14 protein-coding genes are annotated in these 13916 nt (G+C 67.8%); 4 read left to right on the top strand and 10 right to left on the bottom strand.

Going from position 1 to position 13916, the window contains the following annotated elements:
- Positions 1-99 precede the first annotated feature (99 nt).
- On the top strand, positions 100-696 hold the full coding sequence (locus QFZ27_RS11105; protein ID WP_429226398.1) for a YqgE/AlgH family protein: 597 nt from the start codon (positions 100-102) through the stop codon (positions 694-696).
- A 112-nt stretch (positions 697-808) separates the two neighbouring features.
- Here the strand turns inward: QFZ27_RS11105 and QFZ27_RS11110 are convergent, their stop codons facing one another.
- From QFZ27_RS11110 to leuC, 3 genes are all read right to left on the bottom strand, one after another.
- Positions 809-1369, bottom strand: coding sequence for an RNA 2'-phosphotransferase (locus tag QFZ27_RS11110; protein ID WP_429226400.1), 561 nt, complete (start codon positions 1367-1369; stop codon positions 809-811).
- Positions 1370-1403: 34 nt separating this feature from the next.
- Positions 1404-2114, bottom strand: coding sequence for an SAM-dependent methyltransferase (locus tag QFZ27_RS11115; RefSeq protein WP_429226402.1), 711 nt, complete (start codon positions 2112-2114; stop codon positions 1404-1406).
- Between the two features lie 122 nt (positions 2115-2236).
- A complete protein-coding gene (gene leuC, locus QFZ27_RS11120) occupies positions 2237-3643 on the bottom strand; it encodes a 3-isopropylmalate dehydratase large subunit (protein ID WP_429226403.1) in 1407 nt (468 codons plus the stop codon).
- A 202-nt stretch (positions 3644-3845) separates the two neighbouring features.
- Between leuC and QFZ27_RS11125 the strand changes: the two genes are divergently transcribed.
- A complete protein-coding gene (locus tag QFZ27_RS11125; protein WP_429226405.1) occupies positions 3846-4292 on the top strand; it encodes a DUF2147 domain-containing protein in 447 nt (148 codons plus the stop codon).
- A 9-nt stretch (positions 4293-4301) separates the two neighbouring features.
- Here the strand turns inward: QFZ27_RS11125 and QFZ27_RS11130 are convergent, their stop codons facing one another.
- Positions 4302-4982, bottom strand: a complete 681-nt coding sequence (locus tag QFZ27_RS11130; protein WP_429226407.1) for a pyrimidine 5'-nucleotidase — start codon at positions 4980-4982, stop codon at positions 4302-4304.
- 2 nt (positions 4983-4984) lie between these two features.
- Positions 4985-5572 carry a septation protein A gene (locus tag QFZ27_RS11135; RefSeq protein WP_429226409.1) on the bottom strand — a complete coding sequence of 196 codons (588 nt, stop codon included), beginning with the start codon at positions 5570-5572 and terminating at the stop codon, positions 4985-4987.
- 206 nt (positions 5573-5778) lie between these two features.
- Between QFZ27_RS11135 and QFZ27_RS11140 the strand changes: the two genes are divergently transcribed.
- Entirely contained in the window at positions 5779-7266 is a 1488-nt protein-coding gene (locus QFZ27_RS11140) for an MDR family MFS transporter (RefSeq protein WP_429226411.1), read from the top strand.
- Positions 7267-7282: 16 nt separating this feature from the next.
- Here QFZ27_RS11140 and QFZ27_RS11145 read toward each other — a convergent pair whose 3' ends face one another.
- Positions 7283-7570, bottom strand: a complete 288-nt coding sequence (locus tag QFZ27_RS11145; protein ID WP_429226413.1) for a winged helix-turn-helix transcriptional regulator — start codon at positions 7568-7570, stop codon at positions 7283-7285.
- 138 nt (positions 7571-7708) lie between these two features.
- Between QFZ27_RS11145 and QFZ27_RS11150 the strand changes: the two genes are divergently transcribed.
- A complete protein-coding gene (locus QFZ27_RS11150; RefSeq protein ID WP_429226415.1) occupies positions 7709-8524 on the top strand; it encodes an SDR family NAD(P)-dependent oxidoreductase in 816 nt (271 codons plus the stop codon).
- A gap of 42 nt (positions 8525-8566) precedes the next feature.
- On the opposite strand, the gene QFZ27_RS11155 is transcribed toward QFZ27_RS11150, so the two are convergent.
- The 4 genes from QFZ27_RS11155 to QFZ27_RS11170 all read right to left on the bottom strand — a co-directional run bounded on the left by QFZ27_RS11155 (position 8567) and on the right by QFZ27_RS11170 (position 13815).
- Positions 8567-9406 (bottom strand): carbohydrate ABC transporter permease, encoded by an 840-nt coding sequence (locus tag QFZ27_RS11155; RefSeq protein WP_429226417.1) that lies wholly within the window; start codon positions 9404-9406, stop codon positions 8567-8569.
- 9 nt (positions 9407-9415) lie between these two features.
- Entirely contained in the window at positions 9416-10525 is a 1110-nt protein-coding gene (locus tag QFZ27_RS11160; protein WP_429226419.1) for a carbohydrate ABC transporter permease, read from the bottom strand.
- Between the two features lie 150 nt (positions 10526-10675).
- The gene (locus QFZ27_RS11165; protein ID WP_429226421.1) at positions 10676-12043 is read right to left on the bottom strand and encodes an ABC transporter substrate-binding protein; all 1368 of its coding nucleotides are present in this window, start codon (positions 12041-12043) and stop codon (positions 10676-10678) included.
- Between the two features lie 131 nt (positions 12044-12174).
- Entirely contained in the window at positions 12175-13815 is a 1641-nt protein-coding gene (locus tag QFZ27_RS11170; protein ID WP_429226423.1) for an alpha-glucosidase family protein, read from the bottom strand.
- Between the last annotated feature and the right edge of the window lie 101 nt (positions 13816-13916).

A 13916-nucleotide genomic window follows, 5' to 3' on the forward strand; every position in this document is an offset into this window, starting at 1 on the left:
TGAAACTGCCTTTCTTTGGCCTATATAGTCGTTCGAAACCAGATCGACGCGGGTTAGCCTAGTGTCGCAGCCGGAAAGAAAGACGGAGCAGTGGTCGGTATGAGACGGGCGAAATCCTCCAAGGGCGACAAGGTGCCGGCGGATGGCAGCTACCTCGCGGGGCAGCTGCTGATCGCTATGCCGACCCTGGTCGCGCCACCCTTCGCCCGCACGGTGATCTATCTCTGCGCCCACAACGACCAGGGGGCAATGGGGCTGGTGGTCAACAAGCCGCTGTCGAGCATCGACTTCCCGACCCTGCTTGACCAGCTCGGCATCCCGCATGGCGACCTGCTGGGCAGCACCCGGGTGCAGTTCGGCGGCCCGGTCGAATCGGGCCGCGGCTTCGTGCTGCACTCGACCGACTACCGGGCCGAGAAGACGGTGGTGGTCGGCGATGTCGCGGTGACCTCGACGCTCGAGGTGCTGCAGGCGATCGCCAGCGGCGAGGGGCCGAGCCGCCACCTGCTGGCGCTCGGCTATGCCGGCTGGAGCGCCGGGCAGCTCGACGCCGAGATCCAGGCCAATGGCTGGCTCACCGTGCCCTGCGATTCCGACATCCTGTTCAGCGAGGATCTGTCGGTGAAGTGGGAGCGCGCCATCGCCAAGCTCGGCGTCGACCCGACCATGCTGTCGGGCGAAGCGGGCCACGCTTAGAGGCCGCCCACAGAGATCGATCTAATTGCGTCATCGCGAGGAGCGAAGCGACGTGGCGATCCAGCGGCTCGATCTCTGGATGGCCACGCCCCTGCGGGGCTCGCCATGACGGTCATGGGAGAGAGGCCGAGTCCTCGCCCAGGAACACCGGTGGCACCGCCTTTGTCAGCCACACGCCGTTGTCGGCCCGGTGGAAGACGAAGCCCTGCCGATGCATCGTGCCGGCGGCGACGGTCAGCACCACGGGCTGGCCGTGGCGGCGCCCGACCGCCGTCGCGGTCTCGGCATCCGGCGACAGATGCACGTGGTGGCGGGAGTCGGCGACCAGCCCCTCCGCCCGGATCGAGGCCAGGAACCGGGTCGCCGTGCCGTGGAACAATTGCTCCGGCGGCTCCACCGGCGCATAGGCGATCGCCACCTCTGTGGTCGAATGTCCCTGCACGGCGCGGATTCGCGCACCGTCCGGGCTGATCGCGAAGCGCTTCTTGTCGTTGGTGTCGACCACCGCCCGGACCAATTCCCGGTCCAGCACCCGGCCCTTCGCGGCTGCGGCGGCGATCAGCGCGTCGATCCCGGCCCAGCCCTCGCCGTCGAGCGCCAAGCCGATCGCCTGCGGCTCGTGCCGCAGGACGTAGCTCAGGAACTTGCTGGTCTCGGTCAGCCGGTCGGCCATGGCGGGGTTCTCGAAGGTCGGCGGCCCCAGCCTATCACACTCGCCTTGCCAACCAGGCGCCCCAGAACAGGCTGGAGAAGAAGCCGGTCGGCGGGCCGAAGCCGGTCTCGGCCAGCAGGTCGGCGATGGCCTCCTCGGAGGCCGGCGGGTCGGCGCCCTGCAGGATCTTGCCGAGCTTGGCCTGTACCTCCTCGGGACCGGCGCCGTGCATCCGCCAGCGCTGACGCCAGGCCTGCAGCAGCAGCGGCTTGCTGGCATAGGCGAAGCGGTTGCCGGCCAGGATCAGCGGCGCTCCCGGCTTCAGCCGGTCGGCCAATGACCGCAGGATCGCCCGCTTGGCGTCGTCGCCGGGCAGGTGGTGCAGCACGCCGATCAGCGTCGCCGCGTCGAAGCGGCGTTCGGCCGGCAGGTCGTCGACGGTGCCGAGCACGATCTCGGTCCGCCCGTCCAGCCCCGCCTCGCGCAGCCGGGCGGCGGCCAGGTCCAGCATCGGCTGCGACGGGTCGACGGCGGTGAAGCGCCAGCCCGGCTCCAGCGCCCCGGCGGTGACGATCTCGCGCGCCCCGCCGCCGGCGCCGGCGACCAGGATCTCCGCCGCACCGCCGGAGCCCAGGATGGCGGCCAGCATGCAGGCCGACAGCTCGTGGCAGGCGTCGTAGCCGGCGAGCGCGATGCGGCTCTGCACCTCATACTCGCCGGCGCGGGCCGGATCGAATTTGCGCGCGGCCTCGGCCGGTGCGGACATGGCGGGGGGCTCCGCGGGCGATGGGCGCACCTTCCCTGTCATGCCCGGGCTTGACCCGGGCATCCAGGAGGTGTCGACGCTCTTTGGATTGCTGGGTCAGGCCCGGCAATGACAGGTGGGGATCAGTTCAACTCGCGCACATCGGTCAGGTGGCCGGCGATCGCCGCGGCTGCGGCCATGGCCGGGCTGACCAGGTGGGTGCGCCCGCCGCGGCCCTGCCGGCCCTCGAAGTTGCGGTTCGAGGTCGAGGCGCAGCGTTCGCCCGGCGACAGCTTGTCGGCGTTCATCGCCAGGCACATCGAGCAGCCGGGCTCGCGCCAGTCGAAGCCGGCGTCCTTGAACACCTGGTCCAGCCCCTCGGCCTCGGCCTGCTCTTTCACCAGGCCGGAGCCCGGGACGATCATGGCGTAGACGCTGTCGGCCACGTGCCGGCCGCGGGCCACCGCGGCGGCGGCGCGCAGATCCTCGATCCGGCCGTTGGTGCAGGAGCCGATGAAGACCTTGTCGACCGGCACCTCGCTCAGGCGCTGGCCGGGCTTCAGGCCCATATAGTCCAGGCTGCGGCGCCAGGCGCTGGCCTTGTTGGCGTCCGGCGCCTTGTCCGGATCCGGCACGATGCCGGTGATGGGCGCCACGTCCTCGGGGCTGGTGCCCCAGGTGACCATCGGCACGATATCCCTGGCCTTCAGCACGACCTCGCGGTCGTAGCGGGCGCCCTCGTCCGACGGCAGGGTGCGCCAGTACTCGACCGCCTGGTCCCAGGCCTCGCCCTTCGGCGCCATCGGCCGGCCCTTCACATAGGCGAAGGTGGTGTCGTCCGGCGCGATCAGCCCGGCGCGGGCGCCGGCCTCGATCGACATGTTGCAGACCGTCATCCGGCCTTCCATCGACAGGGCGCGCACCGCCTCGCCGGCATATTCGATGACATGGCCGGTGCCGCCGGCGGTGCCGATGGTGCCGATGATCGCCAGGATCATGTCCTTCGCGGTCACGCCGAGCGGCAGGTCGCCCTCGACCGTGATGCGCATGTTCTTGGCCGGCTTCTGCAGCAGCGTCTGGGTGGCCAGCACATGCTCGACCTCGCTGGTGCCGATGCCGAAGGCCAGCGCGCCGAAGGCGCCATGGGTCGAGGTGTGGCTGTCGCCGCAGACGATGGTGGTGCCCGGCAGGGTGAAGCCCTGCTCCGGCCCGATGATGTGGACCACGCCCTGGCGGATGTCGTTCATGGTGAAGATCGGCACGCCGAAATCGGCGGCGTTCTTCTCCAGCGTCTCGACCTGGATCCGGCTCTCCTCATCGGCGATGCCACCGGCGCGGTCCGAGGTCGGCACGTTGTGGTCCGGCACCGCCAGGGTGGCCTGCGGCTGGCGCACCTTGCGGCCGGCCAGGCGCAGCCCCTCGAAGGCCTGGGGGCTGGTCACCTCATGCACGAGGTGGCGGTCGATATAGAGGATGCACGTGCCGTCATCCTGGCGGTGGACGACATGGCTGTCCCAGATCTTGTCGAACAGTGTCCGCGGCGCGCTCATCTCTCACATCTCCGTCATCCGGCTCTTCGGCCGGCGGCCCTCTCGGCCGACGCTGGACCATAGCCGAGGGCAAACCGAGGCAAAAGCTGGAATAATTTTCAAAGTTGTCACCCTCCCCGCGGTGCAAATCGGGACGATGGACAGGAATCCGGCCCGGCCGCATCCTCGACGGAGAAGCAACAAGACAGATATGGGGGTGCCCATGACCATCCGCAGCGCCGTTCTCGCCACGGGCTTCGTCCTGGCCCTGGCCTCGTCTGCCTCGGCCACTGAGGGGATCAAGGGCTTCTGGCGGACCGGGGACGGCCGCTCGGTGATCCAGATCACCGACTGCAATACGGGCATCTGCGGCCTGATCGCGGCGCTGCCGCCGGACGCTCCGGCCACCGACGTGAACAACCCGGACGAGAGCAAGCGCGGCAAGCCGCTGTGCAGGCTGATCATGCTGCACAGCTTCACCCAGGCCTCCGACACGGAGTGGGAGGACGGCACGATCTACGACCCGAAGAGCGGCAAGACCTATGACGCCAAGATGCACCTGACCGGGCCGGACACGCTGGACCTGCGCGGCTATGTCGGCATCAGCCTGCTCGGCCGCACCGACACCTGGACCCGCCAGCAGCCCGGCAGCTTCAAGGCGTGCGGATGAGCTGAGCCGTCAGCTGCGCCGCGCCGCTGCCACCGCGGCCAGCCATTCGGCGGTGTCGTCGACGGCGATGTCGATATGGCCGTCGCCGGGCAAAGGCTGGCCCCAGTCGGACGGGGTGCGCACCCACACCGTGGTCATGCCCAGCTGATGCGCGGGCAGCAGGTTGCGGGCCATGTCCTCGACCATTGCCGTCGATTGCGGCGCCAGCCCGTACAGGTCGAGCATCGCCCGGTAGGGGCCGGGATCGGGCTTCGGCACATAGCCGGCCGCGACGATGTCGAAGATGCCGTCGAACTGCGACACCACTCCGAGCCGGCCCAGCACCCGCTCGGCATGGCGGACCGAGCCGTTGGTGAACACGATCTTGCGGCCCGGCAGGTCGGCCAGCGCCGCGGCCAGGGTCGGGCTCGGCCCGATCGCCGAGATGTCGATGTCGTGGACGAATTCCAGGAACGGGCCGGGGTCGATCTCACGTTCGTTCATCAGTCCGCGCAGGGTGGTGCCGTAGTCGCGGAACAGTCGCTTCTGCAGCGCCTTGGCCTCGGCCTCCGGCAGGTCGTAATGCGACCGGATGTACTCGCCCATGCGCCGGTCGATCTGGGCGAACAGGTTGCTGCGGGCGGGGTACAGCGTGTTGTCGAGGTCGAACACCCAGTGCTCGACATGACGCAGGGGATCGGCCGGCTGCATCGTCACTCCGCCGGCTTGACTTGGTGCCGCATCAGCACCGGCATCTGCGCCATGGCGAAGACCAGCGTCAGCGGCAGGATGCCGAACAGCTTGAAACCGGCCCAGAAGCTGAACGAAAAGTTGCGCCAGACGATCTCGTTGATCACGGCCAGCACCACGAAGAACACCGCCCAGCGCCAGGTCAGGATGCGCCAGCCCTGCTCGGTCAGCTCAAACACGGTGCCCATCATCAGCTTCAGGAAGTTGCGGCCGGTGGCGAGGCCCGCAAACAGGATGGCGGCGAACAGCAGGTTCACCACCGTCGGCTTCAGCTTGAAGAACAGATCGTCGTTCAGCCACAGCGTCAGGCCGCCGAAGATCAGCACGAAGACGCAGCTGACCATCGGCATGATCGGCCAGCGCCGTTCGAGCCGGACCGACAGCGCGACCGCCACCACCAGCGCGGCCATGAAGACCGCGATCGCCGGCATGGCGCCGACCACCTGGTTGGCGACGAAGAAGATCAGAAGAGGCCCGGCCTCGAGCGCAAGGCGCAGGAACGGGCCCTTCTCGGCCTTGGCGACGGCCTGCGTGTCGGTCTGGTCGATCATGGCCGCACCCTAGACCAAGTGCCGCGCCCGGGAAACCGGGATCGGCGGGAAGGAATGCCGCGGCCACCCCATGCCACGCGACGATGGCAGCACTGCCGACAGCGCTCTTGTACGACAACCTCGCTGGGCGAAGTTTAGAGGGGCTCGGGGCGCGCTTCGCCGCCGCCGGCGCTTCGCATTCCGCCCCCGCTTCGGAACGCTGCATCATGTCCGCACACAGTCCGGCGGTCGCCGTCCCGGCGCCGCTCGACCACGCCACTGTCCGTTCGATCATCATCGGCATCATGCTGGCGATGCTGCTGGCCGCGCTCGACCAGACCATCGTGGCCACGGCGCTGCCGACCATCGGACAGGAGCTGGGCGACGTCGAGCACCTATCCTGGGTGGTCAGCGCCTATCTCCTGGCCGCCACCGCGGTGACCCCGCTCTACGGCAAGTTCAGCGACATCCACGGCCGGCGCATCACGCTGCTGGTCAGCATCAGCGTGTTCATCATCGGCTCGGTCGCCTGCGCCCTGGCGCCGACCATGCTGGCGCTGATCCTGGCCCGGGCGCTGCAGGGCCTCGGCGGCGGCGGGCTGATCTCGCTGGCCCAGACCATCATCGCCGATGTGGTCTCGCCGAAGGAGCGCGGGCGCTACCAGGGCTACATCGCCAGCGTCTTCGTCACCTCCAGCGTGGTCGGGCCGGTGCTGGGCGGGCTGATCGCCGACCATCTGCACTGGTCGGTGATCTTCTGGATCAACCTGCCGCTCGGCCTCGGCGCCTTCTGGATGGTCTGGGGCGCACTGCGCCGGCTGCCGCGGCACGACCGCCGACACAGGCTCGACGTGCTCGGCGCCGTGCTGATGGTCGGCGCCACCGTGGCGGCGATGCTGGCGCTCACCTGGGGCGGCACCCGCTACCCCTGGGATTCGGCCGAGATCCTCGGCCTGTTCGCCGGTTCGCTGGTGCTGTGGGTGCTGTTCGCCGCGCGCCTGCTGACCGCGGCCGAGCCGCTGATCCCGCTGGCGGTGATGTCGAACCAGGTGGTCGGCACCGGCACCGCCGCCGCCTTCTGCGTCATGGGCAGCTTCATCGGCCTGTCGATCTACGTCCCGGTCTATCTCGAAAGCGTGGTCGGCCTGTCGGCCAGCAACTCCGGCCTGGCGCTGATGCCGCTGATGGCCGGCACCGTGACCGGCGCCAACATCGCCGGCCGCTTCATGGCGCGCATGACCCATTACAAGCGCACGCCGCTGGTCGGGCTGGTGATCGCCGCGGCGGCGCTGGTCGGGCTGGCCGCCTATCCGGACGGGTTGCCGTTGTGGGTGGTCGAGGTCGCGCTCGCCGCCGTCGGCCTCGGTCTCGGCACGGTGCTGCCGGTCACCACCATCTCGATCCAGAATGCGGTGGCGATGCATCAGCTCGGCACCGCCACGGGTTGCATGAACTTCTTCCGCTCGCTGGGCAGCGCCATCGTCGTCGCCGGCTTCGGCGCCATCGTGCTGAGCGCGATCGGCGGCGGCCGGTCGCCCGAGACCCTCGGTGCGCTGACCCCGGCGATGCGCGAAGGGCTGGTCGGCGCCTTCCACTGGATGTTCCTGGCCGCCGCCGCCGGCCTCGCCCTCGGCTTCGTCTGGCTGCTGCTGATGGAGGAGCGGCCGCTGCGCAGCGGCGCGGCTCAGCACGCCAAGGAAGCGCTGGTGGAGTAGGGGCGCGCCCCAGGGCCTAGGCGGGGTGGCTGGCTGAAAAATTGCGCGTCGCTATCAGCACAGGCAGCAGGCCTTTACCCGCCTCCGACAATTGATATTCGACCCGTGGCGGCTTTTCGCCAAAGTCGATCCTCTCGATAAGGCGGTCGCTCTCCAGTTCGCGAAGATGCTGCGTTAGCATTTTCTGAGAGATGCCCGGCAAATCCCGCCTCAACCGGGAGGTGCGCATCGATGGATCGGCGTAGAGGCGGAAGAGGATCGGCAGCTTCCAACGCCCCTGGATCATCCGGACCACGCGCGTCACGTGCGCTACCGAGCCCTCCGGCCCGAGGCAGACAGTCCGGTCCTCAGTGGCGACAGGCACCTTAAAGTGCGTACTTGTCTCGCCCATCGTCTCAATCGACCTATGCAACCATCAACGGCATAGAGTGGGTTTTCGGCGATGGATTTGCAATTGGACGGCAAGAAGGCGCTTGTCACGGGCAGCAGCAAAGGGATCGGCGAAGCTATTGCCCATGCACTCGCGCGCGAGAAGGCGATCGTCGTCGTTCATGGACGCGACCGGGCTCAGGCGGAGCGGGTCGCCCATGCCGTCATCGCGCAAGGCGGACGCGCTCACGCCGTTGCCGGAGATCTCACGCGTGATGACGAAGTTCAACGGCTGATAGAGGAGGCGGAAGAGCAGGCCGGCGCCATCGATATTCTGGTCAACAATGCCGGCGGGTCGGGTGGCTCAAGAGAGAGCTGGATAGACACTCAGCCCGCCTCATGGGCGACCGCCTATGATCGCAACGTATTGGCGGCCCTCAGGGTCACCACGCGGTTGTTGACCAAGATGCAGCAAGCCAGGTGGGGCCGCGTCATCAATATTTCGAGTTTGGCGGCAATGATGCCGCCACCATCTGCGCCGGACTACTCGGCGTGCAAGGCCGCCATGAACGCCATGACGGTCTCCATGGCGAAGGCGGTGGCGGCCGACGGCGTGACGGTCAATGCCATCTCTCCCGGCACCATACATAGTTCCACGCTCGATGCCCGTTTCCGTGAAGCTGCGGCGCAGGGCGGCATGGCGGATGAAGACGCGCCGTGGGAGGAGATCGAGCGTGCCGTTCTTCCGATCTTCGCCCAGGTCCCTGTCGGTCGGGTCGGCCGGCTGGAAGAGATTGCGGATGCCGTCGCCTTCCTCGCCAGCCCGGTCGCAGGATACATTACCGGCACCAACATCCGGATCGATGGCGGGCTTCTGCCCAGCCTTTAAGCATCAATCCGATGGGCTTTGGACGTTTCGGCACAGCCCGCCCTACCCCTTGACCGCGCCGGCGGTCAGGCCGGAGACGATGCGGCGCTGGAAGATCATCACCAGCACGATCAGCGGCACGGTCACCACCACCGACGCCGCCATGATGTTGCCCCACGGGATGTCGAACTGGGTGGCGCCGGAGATCAGGGCGATCGCCACCGGCACCGTCCGCACCTCGTTGGTCAGGGTGAAGGTCAGGGCGAACAGGAACTCGTTCCAGGCGGCGATGAAGGCCAGCAGGCCGGTGGTCGCCAGGGCCGGGCCGAGCAGCGGCAGGAACACCCGCACCAGGATCTGCCACGGCTTGGCGCCGTCGACGATCGCCGCCTCCTCCAGCTCGCGCGGCAGCTCACGGATGAAGGTGGTCAGCACCCAGACCGAGAAGGGCAGGGTGAAGATCATGTAGCTCAGGATCAGCGAGCCGAGCTGGTTGTACAGGCCGGCCCAGCGCACCAGCTCGAACAGCCCGGTCAGCACCGCCACCTGCGGGAACATCGACACCGCCAGCGTCAGCATCAGGATGGTGCTGCGGCCACGGAACCGCACCCGGCCCAGCGCATAGGCGGCGCTGACCGACAGCAGGAGGCAGATCAGCACGGTCGACCCGGCGACGATCAGCGAGTTGACGATGTTGGTCAGGAAGGGCTGCTCGCGGAACACGCTGACATAGTTGTCGATCGTCGGCGAGGGCGGCACCAGGTCGGTGCCGAACAGCTGCTGGCCGCTCTTCAGCGACGAGATCACCGCCCAGTAGAACGGGAACACCGTGTAGACGATGATCGCCGCCACCAGCACATAGAAGAAGCTGCGGCCGATCCGGCGCCTGGAGGATCTGGTCATGGCCGCCCCCTATTTGTCGAAGCGCACGCGGCCCGCCACCATCCACAGGGCGGCGAGCACAGCGATGATCAGGAACAGCAGGGTCGAGGCGGCGGAGCCGAAGCCGACATTGCCGAAATCGATGCTCTGCTGCCGGGCGAAGACCGACATGCTCATCGTGTTGATGCTGTTCGAGGTCAGCACGTAGATCAGGTCGAAGACACGCAGCGAATCCAGGGCCCGGAACAGGATCGCCACCATCAGCGCCGGCCAGATCAGCGGCAGGGTGATGCGGGTGAAGACCTTCCAGGGCCGGATGCCGTCGACCTTCGCCGCCTCATATACCTCGCCCGGCAGCATCTGCAGCGCGGCCAGGATCAGCAGCGTCATGAACGGCGTGGTCTTCCAGACGTCGACCGCGATCACGGCGCCGAGCGACAGGCTGGGGTCGGCGGTCCAGGCGATGCGGGTCGAGATCAGGCCGAGCGACAGCAGCACCTCGTTGATCACGCCGTACTGGTCGTTCAGCATCCAGCCCCACATCTTGGCCGAGACGATGGTGGGAATGGCCCAGGGGATCAGCACGGCGGCCCGCAACAGCCCTCGCCCCGGCATATGGGCGTTCAGCGTCATGGCGATGAGCAGGCCCAGAGCCGTCTCGATCGTCACCGAGATCACGGTGAACAGGATGGTGTTCCAGGCCGACCGCCACCACACCGGGTCGACCAGCAGCCCCTGCCAGCTGAAGATGCCGCTGGTGTCGACGTCGTAATCGACCGGCTTGTTCTGGTCGATGTCCCAGAATTTGCCCTCCTCCGGCTTCCACACCAAGTTGGCGCCCTTGGGGTCGTAGAACACATAGTAGCCGCCAAGGGAGTCGTCCCAGTCGGCGCGGTTGGGGCCGTAGAACAGGTAGTTGTCGAAGCCGACCAGCCGGGTCGGCCGCTCGGCCTTCAGCGTCGCGTCGGTGAAGCTCAGCGCGATGGTCCGCACCAGCGGCCAGCCGGCGACCAGCGCCAGCACCACCAGCACCGGGATCAGGAACAGCCAGGCGGCACGGACGCGCTGCCGGCTGAGCCGCGACACGGCCGGCTTGGCGGCGCGCCCAGCCGGAGTGGGGGTGGAGGTGGCGACGGTCATGGGGTCCTCCCCGAAGTCAATGGCAGAGGCACTCAACTCAGGTCGGCCGGGCTGGTCCTCGCGGTGGCTGATTGCCTCTCGCGCCTGGCGGGAGAGGTCGGGCGTCCGCAGGACGACCGGGTGAGGGCTGGCCCGGGCCTCGACAAAGCCTCACCCGGAGCCGCTTCGCGTCTCCGACCTCTCCCGCAAGCGGGAGAGGCAATCGGAGCGGGCTCGGCGGGACGCACGCGAGAGCCGCTTTACCAGCGGCCGCCGCGGCTCAACCGGTTCAGGTCCTTCTGCAGCTGCGCCAGGTTGGTGGCGCCGTCGCCCTGCTTCGACAGGGTGTTGTGGACCCGCGTTCCAGAACAGGGTGGAGACCTCGTTGTAGCGCTCGCCGGTGATCGCCGAGGGGCGGGCGACCGCGCTTTCGAAGGCGGCCTTCAGGCTGGCGAAGAAGGGCTGGGCCTTCAGCACGTCCGGGTCGTCGTACAGCGCCGGGATGGTGGTCTGGAAGGTAGCCTCGATGGCGCGGCGCTTCTGCTCGTCCTTGCCGGTCAGATAGAGGACCAGGTCGGCGGCTTCCTTCGGATGGGCCGAGTATTTCGACACCGCCAGGTTCCAGCCGCCGAGCGTCGCGGCATGGCGGGCACTGTCACCGTCGCCCTTCGGCAGCGGTGCGGTGCCGATCTTGCCCTTGACCGGGCTATCGCCGGAATTGACCAGCGAATAGGCGTAGGGCCAGTTGCGCATGAAGGCGGCGTTGCCGGACTGGAACACGCCGCGGGCATCCTCCTCCATGTAGTTCAGCACGCCGTCCGGGGCGATGGTGCCGATCCAGGAAGCAGCGGTGTCCAGCGCCTTGGCCGCCTGCGGATTGTTGACGGTGATCTTGCCGTCGGGTCCGACGATGGTGCCGCCGCCGAAGCTGGTGACCCATTCCAGCGCGTCGCAGGTCAGCCCCTCATAGGCCCGGCCCTGGAACACGAAGCCGAAGAAGCGGTCGTTGCCGGCCTTGCGCTCGCCCTCCTGGATGGTCTTGGCGGTCTCGGTCAGCTGACCCCAGGTCTCGGGCACCTTGAGCTTGTATTTGTCCAGCAGGTCCTGGCGGTAATACAGCAGCCCGGCATCGGTGAACCAAGGCAAGGCCAGCAGCTGGTCGTTGCGGGTCAGGCCCTGGATGATGGTGGGAAAGTGCTGATCGATCGTGGCCTGATCGGCATAGGGCTTCAGGTCGATGAAATGGCTGCCGATGATGGCGGGCCAGATGATGTCGATCTGGAACACGTCGATGTCGCCGGACTGGGCGCTCAGGATCTGCTGGTACAGGGCGAGCTGGTCGGAGGTCGATTGCGGGGCGGCGACGACGTCGACCGTGTTGCCGGTCTTCTCCGCCCAGGCCTTGGCGCCCTGCTGGCATTGCGGCTGCTCGCTGCCGGCCGAGCCGCAGGAGATGGTGACTTTGACCCCTGCCGCCTGCGCGACGGTGCCGGCCAGGACCAGAGCGAATGTGAGGGGAAGGATTGCGCTCCTCGACATGGTCTCCTCCTTGTGGTTTTGGCCGCGGGGGAGACCGGCGCGCCCCCGCGTGCTTTGTCTTGGGGCAAAGGGTGACTCGCCGGGCCGGCCTCTGGCGAGTCGAAATGATTTCAGTCTTGGACCGAACGTCGTCAGGCCGCGCTTCGTTCCGCCTGCGCCGCCTCGGCCGCCATGGCGCCGAAGAAGGCGGCATAGGGCGGCAGCGCCACCCGGCCATTGTCCAGCCGCGCGCCCAGCCCCGGCGCGTCGGTCGGGGCGATCTCGGCCGGGGGTGCTGTCCAGATCCGGGTCTCGCCGGTCAGGTTGAAGACGCAGAGGATGCGCTCGTCCTCCAGCCGCCGCTCGAAGGCCAGCACGCCGTCCGCGGTGTCGAGGAATTTCAACGAGCCGGCGGCGAAGGCCGGGCGGCTGCGGCGCCAGCGCAGGAATTGCCGGGTGAAGGCCAGGGTCGAGTCGGGATCGTGCGCCTGGACGGCCACAGCCAGCCGGCGATGCGCCTCCGGGATCGGCAGCCAGGGCTCGGCGGTGGAGAAGCCGGCCTGTGGCGCCTCGGCCTCCCACGGCATCGGGGTGCGGCAGCCGTCGCGGCCCTTGAAATCCGGCCAGAAATTGATGCCGTAGGGGTCCTGCAGCTTCTCGTAGGGCACCTCGGCCTCGGGCAGGCCCAGCTCCTCGCCCTGGTACAGGAAGGCGGTGCCGCGCAGCGAGGTCAGGAGGGCGATCAGCAGGCGCGCCAGCCGCGGGTCGGCCTCGGTGCCGCCCCAGCGGGTCAGCACCCGTTTGACGTCGTGGTTGGAGAAGGCCCAGGACGGCCAGCCATCGGTGGTCGCCTGCTCGAAGGCGATCAGCGCCGTGGCGATATGCGCCGCGTTGAAGGTGTCGTTCAGCAGGCTGAAATTATAGGCGGTGTGCAGCAGGTCGGCCTGGACATATTCCGCGGTCCGGCCGATCGGGTCGTCGTCGCCGATCTCGGCCACCGCCATCCTGTCCGGATAGCGGTCCATCAGCGCCCGCAGCCGGCGCAGGAACATCAGGTTCTCGGGCTGCGACTTGTCGTAGAGATGCAGCTGCATGTAGTAGGGGTTGTCCGCCCGGTCGTCCCCGGTCGGCGCTCGGTCGGCCGGCTTGCCCGGATTGTCGCGCAGCAAGCGGTCGTGCATGTAGAAATTCGCGGTGTCCAGGCGGAAGCCGTCGGCGCCGCGCTGCAGCCAGAATTCCAGCGCCGCCAGCACCGCATCCTGCACCTCCGGATTGTGCAGGTTCAGGTCGGGCTGCGTGGTCAGGAAATTGTGCATGTAGTACTGGCGCCGGCGGGTGTCCCACTGCCACGCCGAGCCGCCGAAGATCGACAGCCAGTTGTTCGGCGGGTTGCCGTCCGGCTTGGCGTTGGCCCAGACGAACCAGTCGGCCTTGAGGTTGTCGCGGCTGGCCCGGCTCTCGCCGAACCAGGGGTGCTGGTCGGAGGTGTGGCTGATCACCTGGTCGATGATCACCTTCAGCCCCAGCGCATGCGCCTTCTCGACCAGCCGGTCGAAATCGGCCAGCGTGCCGAACATCGGGTCGACGTCGCAGTAATCCGAGACGTCGTAGCCGAAATCCTTCATCGGCGAGGTGAAGAATGGCGAGATCCAGATCCCGTCGACGCCGAGATCGGCAATGTGGTCGAGCTTGGCGGTGATGCCGGCCAGGTCGCCGATGCCGTCGCCATTGGTGTCCAGGAAGCTGCGCGGATAGATCTGGTACATCACCGCGCCGCGCCACCATTCGCGCATTCAACCCCTCCCGATATCCCCCGCATCCGAGCCGCGATCCGCCATCCGTCGCGAACATCTGAATGCATTCAGTTTTTACAGTATCAGAGACTTTCTTGATC

The sequence above is a fragment of the Inquilinus ginsengisoli genome, from assembly GCF_050434925.1.
GTDB lineage: Bacteria > Pseudomonadota > Alphaproteobacteria > DSM-16000 > Inquilinaceae > Inquilinus > Inquilinus ginsengisoli_B.